This is a genomic window from Streptomyces sp. NBC_01092 (assembly GCF_045039535.1).
GTDB lineage: Bacteria > Actinomycetota > Actinomycetes > Streptomycetales > Streptomycetaceae > Streptomyces.
Map to the genome: position 1 here is coordinate 36,777 of NZ_CP108659.1, position 23,798 is coordinate 60,574.

20 protein-coding genes and 1 pseudogene are annotated in these 23,798 nt (G+C 70.1%); 19 read left to right on the plus strand and 2 right to left on the minus strand.

The genetic code is table 11. The features are described 5' to 3' along the window. The first annotated feature begins 395 nt into the window (after positions 1–395). The 10 genes and pseudogenes from OG254_RS00245 (at position 396) to OG254_RS00290 (ending at position 13,683) form a co-directional block, all read left to right on the plus strand. Positions 396–1,322, plus strand: coding sequence for a conjugal transfer protein (locus tag OG254_RS00245; RefSeq protein WP_405576190.1), 927 nt, complete (start codon positions 396–398; stop codon positions 1,320–1,322). A gap of 5 nt (positions 1,323–1,327) precedes the next feature. Then, positions 1,328–1,660 (plus strand): hypothetical protein, encoded by a 333-nt coding sequence (locus OG254_RS00250; protein WP_405576192.1) that lies wholly within the window; start codon positions 1,328–1,330, stop codon positions 1,658–1,660. Beyond that, positions 1,657–2,241 carry a hypothetical protein gene (locus OG254_RS00255; RefSeq protein ID WP_405576194.1) on the plus strand — a complete coding sequence of 195 codons (585 nt, stop codon included), beginning with the start codon at positions 1,657–1,659 and terminating at the stop codon, positions 2,239–2,241. Before OG254_RS00250 ends, OG254_RS00255 begins: the two co-directional genes overlap by 4 nt. Further along, complete coding sequence (locus tag OG254_RS00260; RefSeq protein ID WP_405576196.1) at positions 2,238–4,928, plus strand: ATP-binding protein; 2,691 nt, start codon at positions 2,238–2,240, stop codon at positions 4,926–4,928. The genes OG254_RS00255 and OG254_RS00260 overlap by 4 nt, the downstream gene beginning before the upstream one ends. Continuing rightward, positions 4,928–5,281 carry a hypothetical protein gene (locus OG254_RS00265; RefSeq protein WP_405576198.1) on the plus strand — a complete coding sequence of 118 codons (354 nt, stop codon included), beginning with the start codon at positions 4,928–4,930 and terminating at the stop codon, positions 5,279–5,281. The genes OG254_RS00260 and OG254_RS00265 overlap by 1 nt, the downstream gene beginning before the upstream one ends. A gap of 1 nt (position 5,282) precedes the next feature. After that, on the plus strand, positions 5,283–8,021 hold the full coding sequence (locus OG254_RS00270; protein ID WP_405576200.1) for a hypothetical protein: 2,739 nt from the start codon (positions 5,283–5,285) through the stop codon (positions 8,019–8,021). A 38-nt stretch (positions 8,022–8,059) separates the two neighbouring features. Next, positions 8,060–9,169 carry a C40 family peptidase gene (locus OG254_RS00275; protein WP_405576202.1) on the plus strand — a complete coding sequence of 370 codons (1,110 nt, stop codon included), beginning with the start codon at positions 8,060–8,062 and terminating at the stop codon, positions 9,167–9,169. 392 nt (positions 9,170–9,561) lie between these two features. Then, positions 9,562–10,164 carry a hypothetical protein gene (locus tag OG254_RS00280; RefSeq protein ID WP_405576204.1) on the plus strand — a complete coding sequence of 201 codons (603 nt, stop codon included), beginning with the start codon at positions 9,562–9,564 and terminating at the stop codon, positions 10,162–10,164. Next, positions 10,140–12,779, plus strand: coding sequence for an ATP/GTP-binding protein (locus OG254_RS00285; protein ID WP_405576207.1), 2,640 nt, complete (start codon positions 10,140–10,142; stop codon positions 12,777–12,779). The genes OG254_RS00280 and OG254_RS00285 overlap by 25 nt, the downstream gene beginning before the upstream one ends. Further along, positions 12,779–13,683 (plus strand): annotated as a pseudogene (locus tag OG254_RS00290) (replication-relaxation family protein). The gene OG254_RS00285 and the pseudogene OG254_RS00290 overlap by 1 nt, the downstream one beginning before the upstream one ends. Positions 13,684–13,718: 35 nt before the next feature. Here the strand turns inward: OG254_RS00290 and OG254_RS00295 are convergent. Next, complete coding sequence (locus tag OG254_RS00295) at positions 13,719–15,065, minus strand: hypothetical protein (protein ID WP_405576209.1); 1,347 nt, start codon at positions 15,063–15,065, stop codon at positions 13,719–13,721. Between the two features lie 204 nt (positions 15,066–15,269). Between OG254_RS00295 and OG254_RS00300 the strand changes: the two genes are divergently transcribed. The 5 genes from OG254_RS00300 (at position 15,270) to OG254_RS00320 (ending at position 19,217) form a co-directional block, all read left to right on the plus strand. Further along, on the plus strand, positions 15,270–15,707 hold the full coding sequence (locus OG254_RS00300; RefSeq protein WP_405576211.1) for an ATP-binding protein: 438 nt from the start codon (positions 15,270–15,272) through the stop codon (positions 15,705–15,707). Next, positions 15,704–15,871: a hypothetical protein gene (locus OG254_RS00305; protein ID WP_405576213.1), complete on the plus strand. Its 168-nt coding sequence runs from the start codon at positions 15,704–15,706 to the stop codon at positions 15,869–15,871. Before OG254_RS00300 ends, OG254_RS00305 begins: the two co-directional genes overlap by 4 nt. 138 nt (positions 15,872–16,009) lie before the next feature. Beyond that, the gene (locus OG254_RS00310; protein WP_405576215.1) at positions 16,010–17,194 is read left to right on the plus strand and encodes a phosphotransferase; all 1,185 of its coding nucleotides are present in this window, start codon (positions 16,010–16,012) and stop codon (positions 17,192–17,194) included. Further along, positions 17,191–18,096 (plus strand): lactate/malate family dehydrogenase, encoded by a 906-nt coding sequence (locus OG254_RS00315; protein WP_405576217.1) that lies wholly within the window; start codon positions 17,191–17,193, stop codon positions 18,094–18,096. The genes OG254_RS00310 and OG254_RS00315 overlap by 4 nt, the downstream gene beginning before the upstream one ends. Continuing rightward, positions 18,087–19,217: a hypothetical protein gene (locus tag OG254_RS00320; RefSeq protein WP_405576219.1), complete on the plus strand. Its 1,131-nt coding sequence runs from the start codon at positions 18,087–18,089 to the stop codon at positions 19,215–19,217. Before OG254_RS00315 ends, OG254_RS00320 begins: the two co-directional genes overlap by 10 nt. A 659-nt stretch (positions 19,218–19,876) precedes the next feature. Here OG254_RS00320 and OG254_RS00325 read toward each other — a convergent pair. Next, positions 19,877–20,080, minus strand: a complete 204-nt coding sequence (locus tag OG254_RS00325; RefSeq protein WP_069934205.1) for a cold-shock protein — start codon at positions 20,078–20,080, stop codon at positions 19,877–19,879. 612 nt (positions 20,081–20,692) lie between these two features. Here OG254_RS00325 and OG254_RS00330 point away from each other — a divergent pair. The 4 genes from OG254_RS00330 (at position 20,693) to OG254_RS00345 (ending at position 23,798) form a co-directional block, all read left to right on the plus strand. Beyond that, positions 20,693–21,406 (plus strand): hypothetical protein, encoded by a 714-nt coding sequence (locus OG254_RS00330; RefSeq protein WP_405576221.1) that lies wholly within the window; start codon positions 20,693–20,695, stop codon positions 21,404–21,406. Between the two features lie 311 nt (positions 21,407–21,717). Beyond that, entirely contained in the window at positions 21,718–22,281 is a 564-nt protein-coding gene (locus OG254_RS00335; protein WP_405576223.1) for an ATP/GTP-binding protein, read from the plus strand. A 102-nt stretch (positions 22,282–22,383) separates the two neighbouring features. Beyond that, complete coding sequence (locus tag OG254_RS00340; RefSeq protein ID WP_405576225.1) at positions 22,384–23,001, plus strand: SAF domain-containing protein; 618 nt, start codon at positions 22,384–22,386, stop codon at positions 22,999–23,001. After that, a complete protein-coding gene (locus OG254_RS00345) occupies positions 23,001–23,798 on the plus strand; it encodes a hypothetical protein (protein ID WP_405576227.1) in 798 nt (265 codons plus the stop codon). The genes OG254_RS00340 and OG254_RS00345 overlap by 1 nt, the downstream gene beginning before the upstream one ends.

Here is a 23,798-nt window from a genome sequence, read left to right on the forward strand (position 1 = left end):
GCGCGCTGCGCACCGGATCGCGGGGTCGTGCGCAATCGACATGCGCGGATGAATGCGCAGCCGCCTTCGCCAGACGGCGCTCGCCGGGAACCGGCTGCGCATCCGGTGAGCAGTCCCCGGAGCAGGAGGCCGGACCACTACTCACCGGCAGGCAACCGTCCCGCGCGGGGCTGCACACCGCCGCCCCGACCGCCATGCAGTCCCCGGGCGGGAGGCGGCTTCGTGGGGTGCGAAATGTCGTGGTCGGCTCTGTGGTCGGGGCGACCACAAACCCGACCACGGCTTTGTGGCCTATTCGTGATCGTGGTCGGGCCTTCATGGTCGCTGGTCAGGTCGGGGTCGACGGATTGCCTCGGGTCAGACGCAACAACGCGCTCTGACCTGGGAGGTCGACCATGTCTCCTGCCAAGCAGGCAGCGGAAGAACACGCTGCTCCTCCGACCGCTGCGGGGGCCCGGCTGCAGCAGATGCGGCGACGGGTCCGCCTGGGCCACCTGGGCGTGTGGGGTGCGGTAGCGGCCGGCCCCATCGCGCTGGCCTTCGCCGTGGCCACACCGGCCACCGTCGTCCGTGCCGCACCCGCGACTCAACCGACCACTGTTGAAACGACCGTGCCGGCCAGCCCAGCCGGCTACGCCACCCTCTTCCTCGACGCGTGGCTGCGCAGCCGCGCGGGCGGCGAGAGCACTGCGCAGGCCCGGCTTGCGCAGTCGATGGGCCCGGACGTCGATCTGCCCGAGACGTCGGATGCGCAGCCCGCCCCGGAGTCGGTGACAGCGGTGCGCAGTGCGCAGCGGACCGACGAGGCGTGGTCGGTGACGCTGGCTGCGCAGTACGCCGACGGACGGTTGCGCTACTTCGCGGTGCCGGTGGCCGCCGACCGTGCGGGGGCCTCGTTCACCGTGACTGGCGCGCCGGGCGCAGTGACCGGCCCAGCTCCGGCCAAGGCGCCGAAGTCGGCGTACAGCGTGAGCGTCCCGGAGGGCGATCTGACGTCGGCGGTCGCGGAGTTCCTCGCCGCGTATGTGACCGGTGCCGGCGAGGTCGACCGCTACCTCGCCCCCGGCGTAACGCTGGCGCCGGTCTCCCCCGCCCCGTACACGTCCGTCGAGACGCAGCAGGTGTCCGCTGTCGAGGAACCGGCGGCCGCCCAGAAGGTCCCGACCGACGGAACGAAGGTCCGCATCCTCGCGCAGGTGGAAGCCCAAGACGCTGGTGGGCGGTGGCCGTTGGCATACGAGCTCGCGCTCAGGGCCCGCTCGGGCCGGTGGGAAGTCACGGCGCTTGAGTCCGGCGTCGGCACGGTCGGGGGTGCCCGGTGAACACCATGAACAGTGTCGTCCTCGCCGGGCGGCTGGACGACTCTGGTGACGCGTGGATCGCCATGCTCGGGGACTGGGCGGCCAAAGGCCTCCAGGTGGGGCTGGTCGGGCTCGTGGTCTGCATCATGATCCAGAAGTTCTCGCTGAAGGCCGGGATCGGCGCGCTGATCCTGATGGTGGTCGCGCTGGGTCTGTACAACTCACGCAACGACCTCGCGAGCATGTTCGAGGACGAGGTGAAGAACCCGGCCAAGGGCGCACCCGCCGTACCGGGCATGGTTCAGTCCGAACTGCCAACGTCGCGCGAGCATTCGCCGGGTGTGGGGGGCTGGCTGTGAGCGCGGCAGCCGCGGCCCGGGTGAGCCGCTTCTACACCGCCGCCCGCCGCCACCCCTGGGTGCTGGGGAAGGTCGCGGACTGGAAGATCCCCCTCGGCCCCTACACGCCCGCGCAGATCGCCCTCGCGGTCGGCGGCGGCTTCCTCCTGGTGAAGACGGTCAGCTGGTGGTCGTGGATGGGCCCGGTCCCCGTCGTCGCATGGGTGCTGGCCGTGTGGACGGTGCGTCGTCCGAGGATCGCCGGCCGTGCCCCGATACAGGCTGCGTGGGGCTGGCTGCTCCTCGGCTGGCAGCCGCGCGGTGGCCGGATCGGCGGCAGGGCCGCCCACGACCGGGCTCCCCGGCCGCTGCTCGGAGGGTTCACCATCGAGGACGCGCCCTCTCCCGCCTCGTCAGAGGCACCAGGTCGGGCGTCTCGGCAGTCCGCGTCCCGCGCCCGCGCTCCACGCCGTCCCGCACCGTCCCGCTCGTCCCTGCTCCGTCCGGCAACAGCGCAGGCGGTTGCTCCGGCGTCGGCTGGACCGCTGTCAGGCGTCCAGCAGTTGCTTGCTCTCGCTGAGCAAGGGGGTGCGTCGCGGTGAGGATTCCGATCCGTCACATCGCCGGGCATCTGGCGTGGTCGACGCACGGCAGCGTGTGGGCGATCTACCGGCTTCATCCCGAGCCTGATGCCCGCGGCCGCCGCGAGGAGACGATCCAGGGCACCTACGTGCCCGCCGCGGTCCGTGACGAACAGCTCGCCCAGGTCACGCATTTGGTGCGCTCGTTGTCCGGGGCACCAAGGTTGTTCGGGCTGTGCGCGCAGGTCGACCCGGGCGAGATCGCCCTGAAGATGGTCGAGGGCATCGAGCCCACGGACCGGGCTGAGGGCAGCGGTGTGCATCCGTGGGTGGAGAACGTCGAAGCCACCCTGGACCTGCTGAGCGAGCAGGAGATGCACCGGCGCACCCTGTGGTTGGCCGTTCCCCTGCACAGTGACGCCGCGGGCGGGCAGGTCACCGCGTCGCTGGGAGCGGTATGGGCCGACGTCGCGCCGCTGCTGGGGATGCGGGCTGCGCCCGTGGCTCGGCGGGAGGTGGCCGGCTACCGCGAGCAGGCCTCCCGGGTGGAGTCCGCGCTCGCCGGAGCAACCGCGTTCCGCCCCGCCCGGCCGGCGGAGATCGTGTGGATGATCCAGCACGCCCTGCACCGCGGCCTGGCCGAGCCGCTGCTCGCCGAGGCCGAGACCAGCGAGCTGTACGGCGGGCAGATCCGTGACGGGGTCCTGCGCTCCCCCAGCTACGCCGACCTCGGCCAGGTACGCCTGCACGAGGGCGGCATCGATGCTGCCCTCGACGACGTCGACGAGCTCAAGGGCTCGGGCCGGATCACGCGGTCGGGCCGCACGTCCTGGTGGCGGGTGAACACCGGCTCCCCGCTCGGCCGTCGCTGGCTGCAAGTCGAGTCCGACTCCGGGGTGGGCTACCAGGCCCACCTTGCGCTGGCTGAGTGCCCGCCCGCGGTCAGTCAGCAGGCGGCCGATCTGTTCGCCCAGCTGGAGACCCTGGACTTCCCGGTCGACTACACCGTCGACCTCACCCTCGTGCCGGCGGAGAAGGCCCGCGACCAGGTGCGGCGCAAGAAGAACGAACTCATCGACCAGGCCGACCAGTACGACGCCCGCCCCACCGGCATGCCCGCCTCCCTGACCGACGCCGCCCGCGACCTGGGCGAGCTGGACGCGCGGCTGTCCCGCACGAGCGTGGAGGTCGAGGTCCAGTCGGTGACCGGGTTGACGGTCTGGGGGCCGACCGCCGCGGTCTGCGACGCCAGGGCCCGCGCCCTGGCCGCCCTGCTCGGCGGCGCCGACTACCGGGCCGTGCGCCCGGCCGGACTCCAGGAGGCCCTGTTCACCCTCGGGCTGCCCGGCACCGTACGGCCGGGCGTCGTAAGGGAGTTCACCCAGCACCAGGTCTCCGAGGACTGGGCGCTGGGCGGGGCCTTCACCGCCTCAGAGGTCGGCGACCCGAACGGAATGTTCCTCGGGATCGACCTGGACTGCGGCACCACCCGCCCGGTGATGATCAACGTGGCGGACGCGCCGAAACAGGACGCCTCGGCGTCCATGGGCATCGTCGGCGACCTCGGCGCGGGCAAGAGCGTCCTGGAGAAGCTGATCTCCGAGGCGGTCTGGGCGCGCGGGGGATGCGCGATCTGCATCGACCGGACCCTCGTACGCGAGTGGGCCACTTTCGCCCGCGGCGCGGCCGCCGGCCGCTGCCAGATCATCGACGCCGCCCAGGCCGAGGTGTCCATCGACCCGCTGCGCATGTTCGACGGCCCCGAAGGCCGCCACTACGCCCTGTCCTACCTCACCCTGCAACTCGGCATCGGCCCGATGAGCACAGGCGGCGAGGTCCTGCACCACGCCGTCGAACAGGCCGCTGCCGGCGAGGCCCCGTCCATGCACCGCGTGCTGGAAATCCTGGAGGAGATGGCCGGCCAGAAAGCGGGCAAGCGGCAGGACGCAGCCGCCACCCTCGCTGGCCTCATCCGCGTGGTCGCCACCAACCCGCTCGCGGCGATGGTGTTCGACCCAGGGCTCCCACCGGTGCGGCTGGACGCCTCCAGCACCTCCGACATGATCGTGATCACGACGACCGGGCTGAAACTGCCTCCGAAGGCGGCTTTCGCGAGCCCCGAAGTCCTGCACCAGCAGCCCCTGGAGGCCCTGATCGGCCGGGCGGTGCTCTATCTGATCGCCGCGATCGCCCGGCAGACCGCATTCGAAGACCCCTGCCGGTTCACCGCGGTGGTGCTGGACGAGCTGTACTGGCTCACCTCATCCGCCGAGGGCACCGCGCTCGTCCACGAGATCCTCCACGACGGCCGCAAGCACGGCGCCGGCCTCATCGCCGGGTCCCACGACGCCAACGAACTCGGCCCCGACCGCGGCCTGATGGCCTACCGCGCGCTCGCCCGCACCGCCGACCGTGAACGCGCCCGCCGCGGGCTGGAGTTCCTCGGCCTCGACCCAGCCGACGACGCGCTGGTGCGGCTCGTGACCACCGGCCTGTCCCCCGTCGGCCGCAAGGGCCGCGAAGGCGAGTTCCTGCTGGCCTGCCCGCGGCAGAACACCGGCCGCATCAAGGTCACCATCCCCCGCATCCGGCGCATCACCACCTCCATCACCACCACGCCGGGACGCCCCACGAGCACAGCCCCGCCCGCCCAGCGTGCGGAGCCCGCCGATGAGACCGCAGGAACCCGTCCAAAGGAACACGTCTGATGATCTCTTCGCCCTGCGACCGCTCCCGGCGCATTGCCGCCGCATGTGTCCTCGCTGTGGCCGCCGTCGTGGTCGGCGTGCTCGCCCTGACCGTCGGGGTGGGTGTCCCGCACGCATGGTGGCCGGACACGGGGCGCGCCTTCGCCGCTGACACCCGTCCCACGAACGACAATCCGTGCGCCCCGATCGCGGGACCGGCCAAGGACTACTGCGAGCGCGGCACCAGGACGACCGCCTCCGTCGAGAAGCCGGGCGGTGCCGGTGCGGCGTGGAGGCTGGTGCCGGCCGGTGCCGGCGTGGCCGCCCTCGTGGTGTGGCGGCGGCGAAGCAGCGCAGGGCGAAGGCGGCGCTGACGTGTTCCGTCCAGACCGCGCAACCCTACGCTCGGCGGCCACGGTCGTGTTGCTGTCTGCCGTGTTCGTTCTGGTGAACAGCCAGGTCGTGTACGCGGCCAGTAGCAACAGCGAGACCGGTGACCTCCTCGCCCCGTTGAACATCTACTCGTCCGAGGGCGTGCCGATCAACGGCTATGAGCTGAACGCCCAGGGCGGCTCCATCTTCAGCTTCAAAACCCAGTCCCTGGCCTTCGCCCTGTCCGGCCTGTTCGCCATGATCCGGCTGCTGGTCGGACTGGCGGGCTGGGCCATCGAGATGGCGTTTAGGTTCCCGCTGCTGAAGATCCTCCTTGCGCCGGCGCAGAAGGTCTCCGACGCCTACAACCACGTGGTCGTCGACGCCCTGGGACTCAAAGGGCTGCTGCTGGCCTGGGCGTTCGTCTTTACCGGTTTCATGATCGTCCGCGGCAAGGTGGGGCGCGGTCTGGGTGAGATGTTCCTGACTTTGTTGATCGCGGCGTTCGCCGCGTCCGCGTTCGTCCGCCCCGACTACCTGCTCACCCAGGACGGCCCGCTGGGACAGACCCAGGAAGTAGCCGCCGCGGTCGCCCAGGAGAGCGTCAATGCCTATAACTGGGGCGGCAAGCTCGCCAGCCGCGGCCCGTGCGACGGCATGGCCGGCAACGCCGAGATCAAGTGCCTGGAGCATGAGGCCGAGCGGCCGGTCTCCTCCACCGACGTCGCCCGCCCGCTCCAGGACTCGATCACCAACGCGCTCATCGTCAAGCCGTACATGCTGCTGCAGTACGGGCGCATCCTCGACCCCGCCAAGAAGTCCGACAGCAAGGCCTACGCCGTCCATATGAAGTGGCTCATCGGCGGCTACCAGGCCGACGGGGAAGTGTCACAGGACGCCAGGGAAGCCTGCAGCGATATCTGGGGGCCGGCCAAGGAATACTGCATGGCCGGCCACGACCCCGATAGTCGTGTTGATGACGGCCCGGACACCGGGGGGCTGCCGTCCCTGACTCCGGGCGGGGAACTGCTGAACGCCGCCCGCCCCGTGATCACCGAGGAGGACCAGGAGTTCGCGGTATTCCTCGCGGACATGAAGAGGGCCGGCCCTGTCGGCAAGGCGTGTGCCGCGTACGCGGAGAAGCCGACCTGGTGGCGGGTCGGCGGCGCCTTCCTGCTGCTGATCGCCACGCTGTTCATCTGCGGCATGCTGCTGTCGTCCACGATCGTCCTGCTCGGCACCCAGGGCATCTGCGCCGCGGCCGCGGCGGCCGGCGGCGTGACGTTCATCGCCGGCATGCTGCCCGGGCCCGCCCGCCAGTCGGTGTGGAAATGGCTCTCGGTGTGGGGGATCTCGATCCTCGCCGTCGTCGGCATCTGCGCGTTCATCCCGTTCTTCGGGATCGCCGTCGACGCCACCCTCACCAACGGCCCCGACCTGATGGCCGAGCGGATCCTGCTGATCGACGTCCTCGCCATCGCGGGCGCGGCCGGGCACCGCCGGATGCTGACCGGCATCTCCTCGTTCGGCAGGCGCATGGCCATGCGGATGCGCTACGCCAAGGTCGGCGGCACCCACATGCCCGGCGACACATCCGAGCTCGGCGCCGCCCTCGCCATGAACTCCCCCGCCGGGCTCGGCGGATACGGCGGCGGGCTGCGCGCCCTCACCGGCAGTGGGGGCGGCCGGTACGGGATCCTCGGCACCCGCCAACGGCTGATGGGCGCGCTCGGCTCGCTGGTCGACGGGGCGGGTATGCCGGCCGACACCGGCCGTGTCCTGGCCGATGCCACCGCCGAAGCCGGACGCGGTCTGGCCCCGCTCACCGCGGCCGCCGCCGTGGGTGGGCTCGGTCTGCGGCTCGGCGGGAAGGGCGCGCACTGGCTGCTGATCGGCCGCCGGCCGGACAAGGAACACCTGGCCAGGTGGCGCAAGGCCCTCGCCGACGGAGACCCGAACGCGGACGATCCGGGGGACGGTGGCGACGGATCGGGCGGTGGGGGTCCGCGTCGGCCCGGAGGCCCGCCGGACCGGTACCGCGACGAGGACGGCCAGGTCGTCGACACGCGCACCGGCGAGGTCCTGCACGACCAGCACGCCGACCGCACACTGCTGTCGACCCGGGCGCACAACCGGCTGGTCCGCTACCGCGGCTACCGCCTCCTCAATCGCGGGGGCCGGGTTGCGTACGGGACCACCATGGGCCTGCCCGCGAATGCCAGCCGGGCCCGGGCGGCAGGCTCGCGCTACGCCCACGAAGCCCGCCAGCAGGTGCGGGTCTGGGGCAACACCCTCCGCGAGGACCGCCGGGCCTGGAGACCCACGGGCCGCCAGACATCCGCCGCCGCGGGTGAACACACGGATGACAGTGGCAGGACCGGCCCGGTCGGCAGCCGACGCCTGCCGACCCGTCCAACACCGGCTCCTGAGCCGACTGGAGCCTCCGGCACGGGTGGCGCGAGGTCAGCAGCTGCGCCACCCAGTGCCCCACCGGTTTCCGGCAGCACAGCACCGAGCGCACCGACGCCATCGCCGACGCGGCTCGCAGGCGGTGCGCCCCGGCAGCCAGCCGGATCACCGTCCGACAGGTCCAGCTCACGCCTTCCCGGAAGCGGAGCCTCGAGCAGCAGCCGCGCCGAGGCACAAGCCCGGTGGCAGGAGCTGATGCGCAGGACCGCGCCCGACGCCGAGCGCAGGCGCCCGGAGCGGCCCCCGATGCCGTGGGACGAGGATCCCCAGTGAGGCCGGCCCGGCGCCGCATGGCGCGGTGGGGGTGTGTGGTGGCGCTGCTCTTGTTCGCCGCCGTGTGCTGTGCCGCCCCGGTAGGCAACGCGATCAGTGCGTACGTCGCGCTGAAGTCGGGTGCCGAGGACGATGGCGGGATCGCCGAGGGCGGCAGTGCCGCGGATATCCCGCCGCGGATGCTGACCGCGTACAAGAAGGCCGTCCAGCAGGCCGGCACGCATGCCCCGAAGTGCCAGGGCATGCGCTGGCCGATCCTCGCCGGGATCGCCAAGGTCGAGTCCAACCACGCCGTGGGCAGGAACATCGCCGCAGGCGGCGACATCCGCCCGAAGATCTACGGAGTACTCCTCAATGCGTCCGGGGCCGGTGGCAACACGAGCGTCTTCCCGGACACCGACGGCGGTAAGTGGGACGGCACCGCTCAGGCCGAACGCGCCGTCGGACCCTTCCAGTTCCTGCCCTCCACCTGGGACGGCGTCGGCAGGGACGCGAACGGCGACAAGAGGGCTGACCCGCACAACGCGGACGACGCCGCGCTCGGCGCCTCGCTCTACCTGTGCGGCAACGGCCGCGATCTGACGAAGCGGGCACAGCTGAAAGCGGCCATCTTCTCGTACAACCGCTCGAACGCGTACGTGTCGAACGTGCTGGGGTGGATCGACCAGTACACGGCGGCCGCCAAGGACCCGGACCTGAAGAACGTGTCCGCCAAGGTCCGCACCGTCATCGAGGCGGCACTGTCGCAGCGGGGAGTGCCGTACTCGTGGGGCGGCGGAAACACGTCCGGGAAGTCGTACGGGATCTGCTGCTCCCCCGGCGGGAAGAGCGGAACGGCCATCAAGGGCTTCGACTGCTCCGGGCTGACGCAGTACGCGTACGCGAAGGGCGGCATCAGCCTGCCGCGTGTCGCGGCCTCCCAGGCCGGTGTCGGCAAGCGGATCCCGGCCAGCCTCGGCACGAGCGCGCTCAAGGCCGGTGACCTCGTCTTCTACGCCACCACGCCCGGACGTGACTCCACGATCTACCACGTCGCGATCTACCTAGGCGGCGGACAGATGGTCAACGCTCCCCGACCAGGCACGGTCGTGCGCCTGGACGCCGTCAATGCGATGCCCGGCTATGCGGGAGGGGCCCGTCTACTGTGACCACCACATCGCGTGTAGGTTCCGATTCAAGTTGTCACTGTCCGAGCATTCTGTCGGCAACTTGTCGGTTTGGAGCCGCTGTTGGAGGCTCCTGTCTCCGGTCACCGGCCCTGTCCCAGCCTGGGCGCCATGCCTCTTCGGCAGGTTACCCCTGGCCGGAGGACGACACACCGGCACCCGCCAGCGCGCCCCTCGTCCGTGGCCGCGACAACAAGTGGTCGGACGGTCAGCCGGTCGAACTCCCCCGACCGGGCGTTGGCACGCAGGAAGCGACAGATCGGCCGGACAGAACCGCCGACAAACCGTCTGGACGCCGGATCGAATCCGCTGGTCACAGCGTCGGCCACCGACAAATCAAATCGGAACCTACATCGCGCTCACCGCGTCTGCTGTTGCTGAGCACCGTCCTGCTCGCCGTCGTCGGCGTCGCCCTGCTGAGCCTGCCGCAGGAACAGGAGTCACCTGCCCCAGCGGCGCCGTCGATTGCGACTGCGGATCCGTCAGCTGCGGTCCGTGCATCTGAGGCTGGCAGGGCCACCATCGGCCCGACTATGCCGTCGGCGGCCGCCGAGACGCCGTCCGGCTTTCCCTCCGTACTGCCGCCGCACGGCGACGGGGCGGCTGGCGACCAGGCCGTCCAGCGGTCGCTGGAGGCGGCCTGGCCCGCCGACCTACCCACCGGCGACGAACGGGAGTTACTCAGTGCCGGCCGCGCGCTGCTACGCGCAGACGCCACAGGCATCGGCCGGGCGAAGTGGCCGAACGCCTTCCCCAACTCGGGCCAGGTGATGGCACCGGCTTTCGCCCCCGCCCGCTTCCGCATCCAGGCCGCCATCGCCCGCCGGGACGGAAGCCCGAACCAGGCGGTGGTCCATCTGGTGTGGGCCGGCCAGGACCGCGGCGGCACCTACACCGACCTCCGCATCACCGACCTGTCCTTCACCCGCGTCATCAAGAAGGGAACAGCTACGTGGACTCCGCAGCCCCGTACCTGACCGATCAGGCCTCAGCGTCGGTGCCAGGCCAGGTGGTCGACCTCGTCCTGGGCATCGTTCACGCCGCCGGCTGGGTGATCACCTACTGGTGGGTGGTTGCCTTGGCTGTCGTCGCCGTCTGGGCTGCGGGCGAGGCGCTGGTGCGTCGTCTGGCCCAGAAGGCCTCGGCCGAGCGCATGGCGCTGGAGCTGGCCCCGACGGCGCATTTCGACCCATCCCTGGAGGAGATCTTCCGGCGCGGTGTGCAGCTGGCGCGCGCGTCCACGGCCATGCCCTGGTGGGCACCCCGCCGGGCCAAAGCCGTGCAGATCCGGCTCCGCTGCGACGGCAGCACACCCCTGCGCTACCGCATCGAGGGCCCGGCCGGCGCCCAACGCCTCCTGGCCATCACCCCGTTCGGTCCCGACGTCACCGTCAGCAAGGCCCGACCGATCCTCGACAAGCCGCGCGAGCATGTGGTGCGGGCCGAATTCATCCTGCGGGGCAAACTGACCGCGCCGCTGCGCGAGGTGCCCCTCATCCCCGACCCGCTGCAACCGCTCGTCGACGCCGTAGCCGACCTGCGCGCCGAACTCGGCGACCTCGCCGAGATACGCCTCGACATCCAACGCGCCCCAAAGTGGGCACTGCGGGCACGCCGCCTGCAGCTGATGAGCGCGGCCCGCCGCTCCGAGCGGCGCGAGGCGCAGCGGGCTGCCCGCTGGCTCCGTCAGGACGCCGGCGGCGTCGAGGACTCGCTGTCCTGGCAGTTGCAGCAGCTGCTCGGCAAGCAGTCCGGACCGGCCGCAGGACGGCGGCTGGTCATGCCACCGGTCCCCCGCCGTGTGGAACCGGCCGAGGCGCTGGGCAAGCTCGCCAACGACGACCAACTCGTCCGTGTCCAGCTGCTGGTGATGTGCGCCTCCAACATCGAGGGCCGTGCCCAGGCCCGGCTCGCCCAGCTCCAGGCCGCCTTCGACGTGTTCGGCGGCCGCTCCCGGTGGGCGATGCGAGGCTGGAGGCTGGGCCCCTGGCGCATCGGCGCCGACCACTGGCCCACCCGCGGCGCCTTCGAACGGCGCTGGGCGCTCGGACAGTGCCAGGCGCCGAGGTCCAACTGGCTGCGACTGGAAGAACTCGCGGGGCTGCTCAAGCCGCCCACCGTGCACTGCCGGGTCCCGCTGTTCGCCCACGACCTGCCCACCTTCGAGCACCAGAACCCGGAGCTGCTCCTGCAGGGCATCTACCGCACCCCGGACGGGCGTCGGCGTCTGGTCGCCACCCATGCCGCCGAGACGCTGTTCGAAGTCGGGGTGGGCAAGGCGGGCGGCGGCAAGACCGAACGCGCCCTGGCCCAGGCGATCGGCTGGGCGCACGCCGGCGGCGGGCTGCTGTTCGTCGACCCGCACGGCGACTCCTGGCCGCGCGCCCTGCCCTTCCTCGCCCATGACCACCTCATGCAGCGCATTGCGCTGATCGACCTCAATGTCCACGAACCCAACACGCCGGTCAGTTCGTGGAATCCGATCGGCATGCACCAGGGCCAGGTCGCCCACGAGGTCGTGGAGGCCACCGTGGACGCCTGCGCGGCAGCGCTCGGCTGGGACGACACCACCGCCCCGCGCGCGATCACCATCCTCACCGCCGCTCTCACGGTCCTGGTCGCCGTCAACGAAACCGCGTGCCGGGCGGGCCGGGCGCGGGACCAGGCGACCCTCTTCCAGGTGCGGGCCCTGCTCACCGACGGCACCTTCCGTGCCACGGCGCTCGCGGCGGTGCAGGACAGGCTCGATGCCGAGACCCGCGCCTGGTGGGACACCGTGTTCCCGGCCCTGCCCGCGGACGCCCTACCCGTCGTCCTCAACCCGCTCGCCCGGCTGGCCGCCAACCCCGTCACCCGCGCCTTCCTCGGCCAGCCAAACAGCGCCTACAACATCCGCGCCGCCATGGACACCCGGATGATCGTGTGGGTGTGCCCGGGCGGCAACGGACCCACCGACCGCCTGCTGACCGCCCTGCTCGCCCGGGACCTGCTGCGCGCCGTGCGCTCGAGGAGAGACACCCCGGAAGGCCGGCGCGTCCCGTTCCGCCCGTACTTCGATGAGCTGATCACTCTCACCGGCGCCGCGCCGGAGACCATCGCGTCGATGTTCGAGGACTTCCGTAAGTACAAGTGCCACGTCCACGGCATGACGCAGTTGCTGTCCCGCCTTCCCGGACCAGTGCGGCAGTCCCTGCTGCAGAACGCCTCCACGCTGGCCTGCACTGCGGGCTCCCGCTCGGCGATCGCGCCCGTCACCGCCGAGTGGAGTGACACGCCCGGTCCGGACATCGTCGCCGCGCTCAACCGCTTCGAGCACTACATGTCCCTGACCGTGAACGGCAGACGGATCGGACCCGCCCAGATCACCGGCCCCCACCTCGACGACGTCTTCGCCGACTACGCCCGACCCGGCCAGGTACCGGCCCTTCACCGTGCCGCCCACGCAACAGCCGAGGCGGCACCACTGGGCCAGCTCATCGCTCGGGCCGCCGGCCAGCACAGTCGGCTCCTCGCCTTCCTCACCGAACTCGCGCCTTCCCCCGGCCAAGCCCGCTCCACCCTTGTGGACGTGCAGAACAAGGAATTCCACTGATGACTGCCAGAAGCCTCCAGCCCACCTCTTCGGGCCTGGCCCCGAGTCCGACAGAGCCGCTGCGCCACCAGATCCTGGCCGCACTCGCCCAGCACCGCATGGCCACCACCAGCCAGCTCCTGCACCTGCTGCGGCCCGACCGCTCCCGCCAGTCGGTCTCGGAGCGGCTGAACGAGCTGCTCGGCAAGCACCTGGTCGACTTCGTGATTCTGCCGCAGTCAAACCGCACCCGGGTCTGGTACCTCACGCCGAAGGGCGCCCGCCTGACGAGGGACTGGCCCGCGCTGCGTGGCCGCCCGCCGTACCCGATCACCTCATCCACCGCCGCTTCCCTGCGCACCCCGCACACCCTCACCGTCCTGCGCACCCACCTCGCCTTCGCCGCCGACGCCCGCCGCCAGGACGACGAGCACGGCCCGTGGGACTGGACACCAGAGGTCTCCCACGCCATCGGGGAGGGCGAACGCGTGGTCGCCGACGCCGTCCTGCACTACACCGCCATCGAGGGCGAAGAACGTCGCAAACTACGGGCGTTCGTCGAAGTCGACCGCGCCACCATGAGCAGCGAGCGACTGGCGGCCAAGCTGATCGAGTACGCAAGATTGTGGACCTACGATCCGCAGCCGGCCGGTCGGCGTCGGCATCCGACCGGGCAGGGATGGCTCCGCTGGTACCCGGTGTTTCCCCGGGTCCTCTTCGTGCTGACCGGCGCTAGGCGCCAGGCGATGGACAACCGAATCAGCGACCTCCAGGCCATGGTCGCCCACCATCCGCTCGTGGCTGACCTCGCCCGCGACGTGCCGCTGGGAGCGGTCGTCCTGGAAGACCTGGAAGACCACGGCCCCACCTCTGATGTGTGGTCCCACTGACTGGCGGCAAGCCCCGCTCGTGGACCGAGCTGTGACAGCACAATAGGCCGATTCCGTTCCCCTGTCGGGGTCAGGTTGCCTTGAGCCTGGCGACCTCGCGCGCCCGTTCGCCGAGGGTGCGGGCGAGAGGCAATGAGGCGTACGGTTTGAGCTGCGCGCGCAGGTTCCGTAGGTGCTCGTCCCCGCGCGCGGAACTGATCATCTGGTGTTCGTCGAGGAACTCAGCCCATGTGGCACAGGCTGCCTCCACGTGCCGCATGGCCATCTGCCGCTCGGCGATCACCCCGAGGCAGTGCACCCGGCCCTGCCGTTCCTGGGGGCTGCGGGCAGCGTTCGAGCGGCGCAGGGCCTTGATGCTGCCCGGCCCGTCCTTGAGTGACCACCTGACGTGTGCCTCATGGAAGTGGTAGGCGGCCTCGTCGTACCCGCCCACAGCGTCTCTCCTGTTGTCGGCTTGGGCCAGCGCGGTCTCCGTCTCGCGGAGCCGGGAGAGGGCGGTGTTCCGGTCGCCGGTCATCGCCGCGGCGGCGGCCTGCTGGCCGCGCAGGAACGCCACGAGACGCGGGCCGGACGCCGGGGCGGCCTCCGCTGCGGAATCCGCGAGCTTCAAGGCCGCTTCTCCGTAGCCGAGGTGCGATGCCTGCAAGGACATGCCGCGCAGGGTCCGGCAGTAGGTGATGTGGTCTCCGCCTTCCGCCGCGAGATCGAGGGCAGAGCGGTAGTACTTCTGGCCCAGCCCTTGCTTCGTCTCGTACATCGCCATCCACCCCGTGAGGTAGACGAAGTCAGCGACGGCCGCGAGCATCGCGTTGCGCACCGCCTCCGAGGCATCGGCGCGCAGGTACGTCCCAACCGTGTTGGTGATGAACGCCGCTGCCATCGGTCGTGCGTGACCTGCGCCAATCTCGTCCAAGATCTCAGCGACCTTGTCCGTCATCTTGGTGACAGTCTCAACATCGCTCATCCCGATCCGCAGCGTGCGCCCCGCGCTGGTCTCCTTCACGCGCTGGTCAAGTTCATCGGTCAGCTCGTCATACGTGGGGACCACCAGCGTGGCCGCGTACATGCCCGCGGTCAGCACGTTGCGGCGGGACGGGTCCATGTCTGCTCGGCTCAGCGCCACCACTCCTGATACAACGTCGCGCTCTTCGGCCGGGTCGTCCCCCCAACCGACTTCAGCGGACGTTACGGGTCGTCCGGCAAGCCGCGAGAGCGCCTCAAGGATCGCGGGCCGGGCCTGCGGCTTCGGCCTGCTGCCGGCGAGCCACTGCGACACGCTCGACTTGTCGTAGTGCAGCGTGACCCCGAGTTCCTTCCCGACGGCGTTCACACGCCGCGCGAGCTGCGCGTTTCCGATCGTCTCCGTCTGCATCAGGTCCGCGAGGGCCGTATTGGGCGTGCGCGGTCGTCGTCCCATTCCAACCCCCGGGCTGTGTTCAACCAGTTCAACCGTGGCTCCACTCTGCTCCCTTACCCCGCTGCGCGCACCGGAGTTGAGTGATTACAGGCCGTTCGGTGATGCCCATTGGGCGGCCAGTTGACGGCCGCGCCGGCCCCTCCACCCCAATCCCCCGAGAGGGGCTGGCGCGGCTTCCCCCGCCCCCGGACCAAGGCGTGATCCATGACGATGACGGCGAGCCGCCCCCGCGCGAAGGGGTATCCCGGCTACAGCGAAATCCGCCCCCGTACCGAGGAGACGGCGCCCCTGGCCCGCAGTCTGGCCCGCACGGCGTGCGCGACATGGGGCCTTCCCGACGAGGTGACGGAGTCGGCGGCGCTCGTGATGGCGGAGCTGTTCGCCAACGCGGTGCGGCATGCGTGCGGTCGTTCCGTCCGGGTCATCGTCGACCGGCCCAGCGATACGCGCGTCTATCTCGCGGTCGTCGACCGCGCACCCGCGCGCCTTCCGCACCTGCGCACCCCCGAGGGCGAGGAACAAAGTGGGCGCGGGCTGGTCATCGTCGAATCCCTGAGCGAGCGCTGGGGTTACGACCGGCTCGGCCCTGCCGCTCGCCCGTGGGGTAAGCGCTGCTGGGCAGAGCTGAAGGTGACCCCGTGATGCCGCTCAACGGCTTAGACAGGGCGCTGAAAGAGGCGGCTCCGCCGCGTCGGCAGCGGAAAACCGGGATCGGCTGGCGGCAGGTCGCCGCGCAACTCCTCTTCGTCGTGACGGTCACAGCCTTCGTGCTCGCGCTGCTCGCCTACGGCAGCGCCGACTTGTGATCTCCGGTGGCCGGACGGTGCTTCCCCTTCCCGCCCGGCCACCGGTCCAGCTCCGTCCATCCGCGTCCACGCCTGTCCCCCTCGCATGAGGCGGGGCGGCGCACGGCTTCTGTCCCTCTCCCTCGTTGGAGGCTCCACATGCCGCACGTCCTGCCCGAACCGGGAGCCCTGTTCGAGCTTTCCGCCGACCGGATACGCCGCGCGGCGGCCGAGGAGTGGCCCGGCGAGCCCATGACGCTCGGCGCTCATGTCCCGTCGGTCACCGGCTACGTGCGCCGGGTGCACCTCGCCGGCCGTGAGCTGTTCGCAAAGGACTCCGTCCTTGGCCTCTCCCTCGTCTCCGTGCTGCGGGGCGTCGCGGGGGACGGGGGGCGGGTCCGGGCGGCGCAGGCTGCCTACGCGACGTCGCCCACGTCGTTGCTGGCGCGGGAGGCTGCTCAGCTCCGTGCCCTGGACGCGGCCGGAATCCGGGTCGGTCGCTGCGCTGGTTACCGGCGCGGGGTGCTGTTCACTGAGGCCGTGACCGGCCCGAGCCTGCTCGACCTGATCACCAAGGAACCTGCTCGGACCGCCGACTTGATGACCGGGGCCGTGCGTGGCCTCGCTGCGCTCCAGTCGCCGGCAGTGGTGGCCGCGGTCGATGCGGCACCGATCGCCGAGCGCGGTATCGACACGACGTTCCGCCGGAAGTTCAACGGCATCTCCGGTCGTGCTTACGTCGCCTGGCTCGGATTCGAACAGCTCGACGAACGCACCCGCCGCGGTGTGGTGGCCGTGCTCGGGGCTGTGGTGGCCCGGCTGCTGAAACTCCGCCTCACTCCGGCCCCGGGTCCCCGCCTGGTTGTGTACGGCGACCTGAAGCCCGAACACGTCCTCTTCCCGGACGGTCCCGACGAGCAAAACCCGGTGTTCATCGACCCGGGTCTGTCCCGTGGGGGTGCCCACCAGGACAACGCGAAACTCGTCTCCCGCGCGCTGCTCGCCGTGCTCACGGCGACGCCGGTGCATCGCGCTGCCCTCGTGGTGGAGGGCATCGACGCCTTCACCCAGGATCAGGCCCGGCTCATCGGGCGGGGCGAGCGCAGGATGTGGCTGCGCCGGTTGATGATCACGTGGCTGATGGACAGCGTCAACATCCTCTCTACGTACCTGGCCGCCCCGGCCTCGCTGCCGCTGCCGGAGCACGCGCGCGCGGTCGTCGACGCCGCTCCGGCCCTGTGCACGGTCCTGGACTCCGTCAGTGCCAACCTGACCGCGGGGACCGATCCTGACGTGGTGTGGCGCCTGGCGCTTGCCTCGGTGACCCGGGCGGCGGTTCGATGACCCGCCGTTACACGGTCGGCGTCATCGGTGCCGGCGCTGTCGGCCAGGCCGTCGCCGCGCTCCTGGCTGCCGAGCCCTGGTGTACCCGTCTGCTGGTCACGTCCCGCGCGCCCGAAGCCGCGTGCGGCCTGGTGACGGACCTGGAAGAGGCCCGGCAACTCGTCGGAGGCCCTGACGTATTCACCGCCACACGGGCCGACATGGGCGACGCTGACGCACTGGTCATCTGCCCTCGTGCCAACTTCACCAACACCCGCACCGCGGATGTGCGCATGGCCGGACTGGCCGCGAACGCCCCGGTCATCGCCGAATGGGCCCACACCCTTACCGGCTATCCGGGCATCGCCGTCATGGTCACCAACCCGGTCGACGTGCTGGCCCGCTACTTCGCCGACCTGTCCCGCGCACGCCAGGTGGTCGGAATCGGCTCCGCCACGGACACCGCCCGCTACCGGCTCGCCCTTGCCCAGCATCACCGCGTTCCGGTCGAGACCGTAGACGGCTACGTGATCGGCGAACACGGCGACAGCGCAGTCATCTGCGCGTCGTCGACCACCATCAACGGACGGCCCGCCATGGTGCCGCTCGACGTCGTGACGGCCGAGCTCCGCGACCGGCCGCGCCGGATCAACTCCGGGATCGGCCGTGTCCGCAACGGCCCGGCCGCAGCCACCGTGTCCGCCCTGCGCAAGCTCCTGGCCATCGAGGACGGCACGGACGTGCTGTCCGTCAACCGCGGCGGTGTGTGGCTCGGAATCCGGGTGCAGATCACCTCCGGTCAGCCCACCGTCACCCCCCTGACCCTGAACGAGCGGGAAACCGCCCAGTTCATCGCCGCCCGCGCCAAGTTGGGCGCCGCCTATCGCAAGATCAACCGTGAAGGAGCAACGTCATGCCGTTGACCGCTACCCGCATCACCGCCGATACCGCCACCGTGACCGTCGCCTCCCAGATGGAGGAGGTCACCGACTGGTCCCGCCGCTACTTCGGCCCCTGGTGGAACGCCACCACCGCCAAGGCCCCCTCGGGCGACAGGATCGCCGAGGACGGCGGCGGCCTGGTCCTGGCCGACGTCGACACCGACCGGATGGAGGACATCCACACCCTCATCTGCGACTACGGATTCGCCGAGACCAACTACGCGAACACCCGCACGCTCGTGTCACGCCAGGACGGCATCACCTACGCCGTACAGCCGGACGAACGCCTTGCCTACCACGCCGACCGGCGTCACCTCGTCATCGTCGGCGAACACCCCGAACCCGTCGCCGTCGCCGTCGCACGCCTCGCGCGCGAGCTCGTACGCGCCCAACTCCTCGCCGACGGCTGGACCGTCCTTCACGCCTCCGCCGCCGTCAAGGACGGCCGAACCGTGCTCACCCTCGGCGACAAGGGCGCCGGCAAGACCACCACGGCTCTCCTACTCGCCCGCCAGGGATGGGGGCTGCTTGCCAACGACCGCGTCTTCGCCCGCACCGAGCCGTCCGGAACGGTCAAGGTTCTGCCGTGGCCGTCGGCTGCTGCCATCGGACTCGGCCTGCTCGACGCGACTGGCCTCTACGACCAGGTACGCGAAAGGTTGCTCGCTGGCGAACAGCTCCACCCCACTCAACACCCGAGTGTGACCCAAGCCCTGCGCGACGGCCGCCGCAAGCCCCTGTGGAAGCCCTCCGGCAAGGAACTCAAGCCGCAGTTCTTCCCTGACCAGCTCTCCACCTGGCTCGGCCTCACCTTGGCCACCGGAGCCACCGCGGCCGGACTGCTGTTCCCCACAGTGAACGCCACAGCGTCCCCGGCCCTTCTCGGCGACGACCGCGCTCTGACCGAATCGGACGTCTTCACCCGCACGACCGAGGACCGCTACCCCGACATCTTCGGACTGACCCCGGCCGCCACCCCCGCAGCGGCCGAGTTGGTCGAACAACTCGGCCGACTCCCCCACCGGTCACTCATGCTCAGCCACGACACCGACGCGAACGCCGCACTCCTGGCCAAGACCGCCGACGACATCACGGCCGGCTAATCCGCGGCCGCCCACGACTCCCGCCGCCAGAACGGCGAGACTGGCCCGGAAAGGCCCCCGTCACCACCGAGCCGACACGGCTCCGCCCTCGGGACACCTCACAGCAAGACCGCCGGAGGCGGAGCCGTTCGCGGTGACAAAACCCCTTACACACGACGACGCCGACCACATGGCCGATACCCCGTTGGGTTTGCCAACATCGACAAGTGGATCTTCTTCGACCGGCTCTGGCCGCCTCACTCACGGCCAGGACGGTCACTGGCGGCGTCAGGTCGCCCGCGCCTGCGAGGACCTCGCCCATGGCCGCTACGCCCTCACTCAGGATCGCCGACCCTGCGCACCACGGCGGCGTGCCACACCTCAGCACGGCCCCTCCCGGAAGAGCTCCTCGTTGACAGCGACTTCCTCGTCGAGGGGCGTCGACGCACCCAATGACGCCAACCACCTCTGGTTCGTCGCTTCCGTGCACATCGCCACATTCGGGCCGTCTCAGTCATCGGCAGCCGGGCTCCGTCAGGGCGTGCGCCTGTCGTGTGGCTAGCGAGAGTCGTGCAGCATGCACCACACCTTTATTGGGTTGGTGAGCTGCATTCTGATGGCTTCATCCGTACAGATATGGGCCCGGAGCAGCTGCTCCGGGCCCATATGACATCCGAGGGTCAGGCAGGCGTGATGTTCTCCGCCTGCGGGCCCTTCTGCCCCTGGGTGATGTCAAACGTGACCGCCTGACCTTCCTGCAACTCACGGAAGCCGGAGGCGTTGATGTTGGAGTAGTGCGCGAAGACGTCCGGCCCGCCGCCGTCCTGCTGGATGAATCCGAAGCCCTTTTCGGCGTTGAACCACTTGACGGTTCCGCTGGCCATTCTGATGCCTTCCGCTTGATATCCGGATCCGCACTGCGCGGTCCCGGCGATGTCCTGCCCCGCTCCGCACAGCAAGGCGCCCACGCCGGAGCGCGGGCGGGTACTGCGAGTCACGACATCTGAAGTGACGTTACACGGCAAAGCCAGCCCTCACCAGAGAGTAATGGCGCGATGCGCATGTCCGGTGAGCTGGACGCGGGTTGGGGGTCCAGGAGCAGGGTGCGCCGGTCCTGCAGACCGCAGGCGGGCGGACCCAGTCCGCTCGCCGCGCAGAGCGGACTGGGCTTCTTCCGCCGGGAAGCCGACGTCGACATTCCGCGCGTGGCACGGGCCGTTGGCTCCACCCGGGCGCCTTCTGCAAGGCCATGGTCACTCACCATTCCTTCGTGGCCGACCCGGCCCGCGAAAGTGCCGCTGGGAATGTAGGCGCGATCAACGCATGGTCGCCCGACCGGCAACTGCGACTCGCTAAAAACCGGACGCCCGCCCTAATTCGCGGAAGAAACTTGCGAATTCAGCGACTACAAATCGACATCTGGTTCTGAAAGTGACCGGATACGCCCCAAGTTGTACGAGTGAACCCAAATATCAGCATGGGAAGTTGACTGGTATTTGCGTAACCTGACCGTCACTCAAACGCGTCACCGCAGCTGGACCAAGCTGCGGAGCTGGTGCCGCCCGCTCGGCGGCTCACCCAGCGGTCAGGCCATAGCCGTACGGGAAGGCATCGTGAAACGTCGCGCCCATCAGAATTCCGCTGTTCACTTCCGCAAGGTCGCCGCCGTCACACTGTGCACTGCGCTCGCCCTGGCAGCGTGCAGCTCCTCCGACAGAAAGAAGGATGAGGCGTCAGACGAGTCCCCGAGCGTCTCGCAGTCCCCGACATCGTCTGCCCCCGCCGACCCGAAGGAGACCGCGAAGAAGGAAGCGATTGCCGCGTACGAGGCCTACTGGCAGGCGATGGAAAAGCTCTATGCCGAGCCCACCGGCAAGAGCGTGCGCTTGGATCATTACGCAGCATCCGCCGCGCTGAAGAACGCCGAGGCAGACGTCAAGCGCACTCACGATCGCGGCCACATCGTCACCGGCAGCGTCACCCTCGCCGACGAGAATGTCACCAAGGTCGACGCCTCCGGCAGGATCCCCTACGCGACCGTCTCCAGCTGCCTGGACATCTCAAAGTGGCAGAAGGTCGATGCCAAGACCAAGGAGCCAGTGTCCCTCCCGGACAACCGGTTGACGAAGTACGTGATCCTCAGCACCGTCGAGAAGTACCCGGAAGGGTGGCGCGTCACCAGCGATGAGCCCCAGGGCAAGTCGTGCTGACGCGCCGCATGGCCGTCACCGCAGCAAGCGTCCTTGCCACGCTCTCTGTCCCGTTCGCCAGCTACGCCGCGGATGGCCCCCAGGGTGGTGACATCGAGTGCGGCCTGTACGACTGCGAGGTCGGAGTAGAGGTCCCCGGGCAGGGCGGGGGCCAGGCGGGCGGCAGCGACAGCGTCGGCGGAGCCGGTGGAAGCGGTTCATCTGACGGTGGAGACCCCACCAACAAGAAGGTCTGCAAGTACAAGCTTGCAGATCCGCAGCCACCCGCGGGCAGCAGGGACTGGGAAGGCCACGAACCCGGTGACGGGGCCGTGTACGAACAGACCTGTGGTTGGCGTGACCTCGACGGAGACACGATCACTCGGTTGGTCTGGCTGGCTGAGCCCCCGGCGCAAGAGACGGTTGACCCGGCTGTCCTGGCGCAGCGGGCAGTCGACTCGATGACGCTGCTTGGCCCAGATGTCGCCAGTCCGCGCACGGCTGGGAAGTACACGGTCGGTGTTCCGATGTGGATGTGGGTCGACCAGGGCGCCACGACCTACGGTCCCAACACCGCTTCGGCGTCCGCGGGCGGAATCACGGTCACCGCGACAGCGAAGGTGTCGAAGATCGTGTGGAGGATGGGCGATGGCGTCAGCGTGACGTGCAACGGTCCTGGCACGCCCTACCAGGCCTCCGAGGACATGGCCCAGTCGCCGACCTGCGGACACGTCTACTCCAAGACCTCAGCCGGCGCCAAGAACGGCAAGCTCCCGGTCACCGCGACCTCGACCTGGACGATCGACTGGCAGGGCGGCGGACAGGGTGGCCAACTCACCGAGATCCGGCAAACCAACGTGCAGGTGGCGATCGGCGAGTTGCAGGTCGTCAGGTAACGCCGCCGGAAGGACTGAACGTTGAGCAAGACAGAGGAACGGGTTCCTGTAAATGGCGTGCCGCCGCACGGGCAGGTTGCTGGCCCGGTGACACCTCCGCGGGTGTCGGCGCGCAGGCGCCGCCCGGGCGTGATCGCTTTGTCGCTGGCGTTGATTGCTGCCGGTGGTGCCGGGGTCGCGGTCCTGCTGCTGCAGGTCGGCCACCGCACCGAGGTGGTGACCGTGGTCCGCGGCGTGCAGGTCGGGCAGGTGCTCACCGAGCAGGATCTGGGCAAGGCGTCGATCGCGCTGGATCCGGCTCTGAAGGCGGTCGAAGCCGACGACTTGGAGTCGGTGGTGGGCAAGCGGGCGGCAGTCGAGCTCAAGCCTGGCTCGCTGCTTTCGCCCGCGCAGGTGACGAAGGATTCTCTGGTCAAGCCGGGCGAGCAGTTGGTGCCGATCGGCCTGAAGCCGGAGCAGGTGCCGGCCACGGCCCTGGTGCCGGGGCAGAAGGTTCAGCTGGTCCATGTTCCGGCTCAGGGCGCGACGGCCTCGGACTCGGACAGTGAGAGGCCGCCCGGCACGATCGCGGGCCGGGTCGTGAAGGCGTCCAACGCCGCCCCGGGGAGCGGTGTGGTGGTCGTCGACGTGGCCACTGCCGAGGCCGACGGCCCGACTGCCGCGGGCTGGGTGTCGGCCGGCGCGCTGCGCCTGGTCCTCGACGCTCCGGACGGCAGCTGATGAGTGTGATCGCGCTGGCTGGCTGCAGTGGCGCTCCGGGGGTGACCACTAGTGCGCTGGCCCTGCTGCTGAACTGGCCGCTTCAGCCGGGCCGGAGGATGATCCTTGCCGAGTGCGACCCGGACGGCGGGTCCGTGCTGCACGGCTTGCTGCAAGGCACTCTGGGCGATCGGTACGGGCTGAGGAACCTGTCGGTTGCTATGCGCAAGGGTGAGTTCAGTGACGCGTTCTGGCGGCAGCTGATCGATCTGAGCAGTGAGGAGGGCAAGCAGGCCTCGCCGCGTGACCGGCTGCTGCTGCCCGGGATCACTGACCCGGCGCAGGCTGCGAGCCTGGGGCCGGTCTGGAAAGTCCTGGCACAGATGTTCCGCGGTATCGACGCCGAGACCGAACACGATGTGCTGATCGACCTCGGTCGCTCGGGAGCATTCGGGCCTTCTGGTGTCCTGGCCGAGCAGGCCGACACCGTGCTGGTGGTGGTGCGCAATACGCTGCGCTGTCTGCAGGCCGCTCAGGCGCGGGTGAGCGCCTTAGAGGAACGTGTCGGCAACGTCGGCCTGCTGATCATCGATGAGGGCCCCTATCCGGCCGGCGAGGTGCAGCGGGTACTGCAGGTCCCAGTGGTGGCGACCCTGCCATACGCCCCGGACGCCGCCAGAGTGTTGTCCGACGGCGCCGAGCAGCCCCGCCGCTTTGAGAAGTCGGCGTTGATGAGGGCGGCCCGCATCGGCACCACGCCGCTGGCACAGCGCGCGGCCATGCGCCGGGCTCATCTCGTGCCGGGTGGGGGGAGGTGA

Coding starts and splice junctions, on each gene's coding strand:
- OG254_RS00245 (WP_405576190.1), top strand. CDS start 396: ATGTCTCCTGCCAAGCAGGCAGCGGAAGAACACGCTGCTCCTCCGACC.
- OG254_RS00250 (WP_405576192.1), top strand. CDS start 1,328: ATGAACAGTGTCGTCCTCGCCGGGCGGCTGGACGACTCTGGTGACGCG.
- OG254_RS00265 (WP_405576198.1), top strand. CDS start 4,928: ATGATCTCTTCGCCCTGCGACCGCTCCCGGCGCATTGCCGCCGCATGT.
- OG254_RS00295 (WP_405576209.1), bottom strand. CDS start 15,065: ATGGGACGACGACCGCGCACGCCCAATACGGCCCTCGCGGACCTGATG.
- OG254_RS00300 (WP_405576211.1), top strand. CDS start 15,270: ATGACGATGACGGCGAGCCGCCCCCGCGCGAAGGGGTATCCCGGCTAC.
- OG254_RS00310 (WP_405576215.1), top strand. CDS start 16,010: ATGCCGCACGTCCTGCCCGAACCGGGAGCCCTGTTCGAGCTTTCCGCC.
- OG254_RS00315 (WP_405576217.1), top strand. CDS start 17,191: ATGACCCGCCGTTACACGGTCGGCGTCATCGGTGCCGGCGCTGTCGGC.
- OG254_RS00320 (WP_405576219.1), top strand. CDS start 18,087: ATGCCGTTGACCGCTACCCGCATCACCGCCGATACCGCCACCGTGACC.
- OG254_RS00325 (WP_069934205.1), bottom strand. CDS start 20,080: ATGGCCAGCGGAACCGTCAAGTGGTTCAACGCCGAAAAGGGCTTCGGA.
- OG254_RS00345 (WP_405576227.1), top strand. CDS start 23,001: ATGAGTGTGATCGCGCTGGCTGGCTGCAGTGGCGCTCCGGGGGTGACC.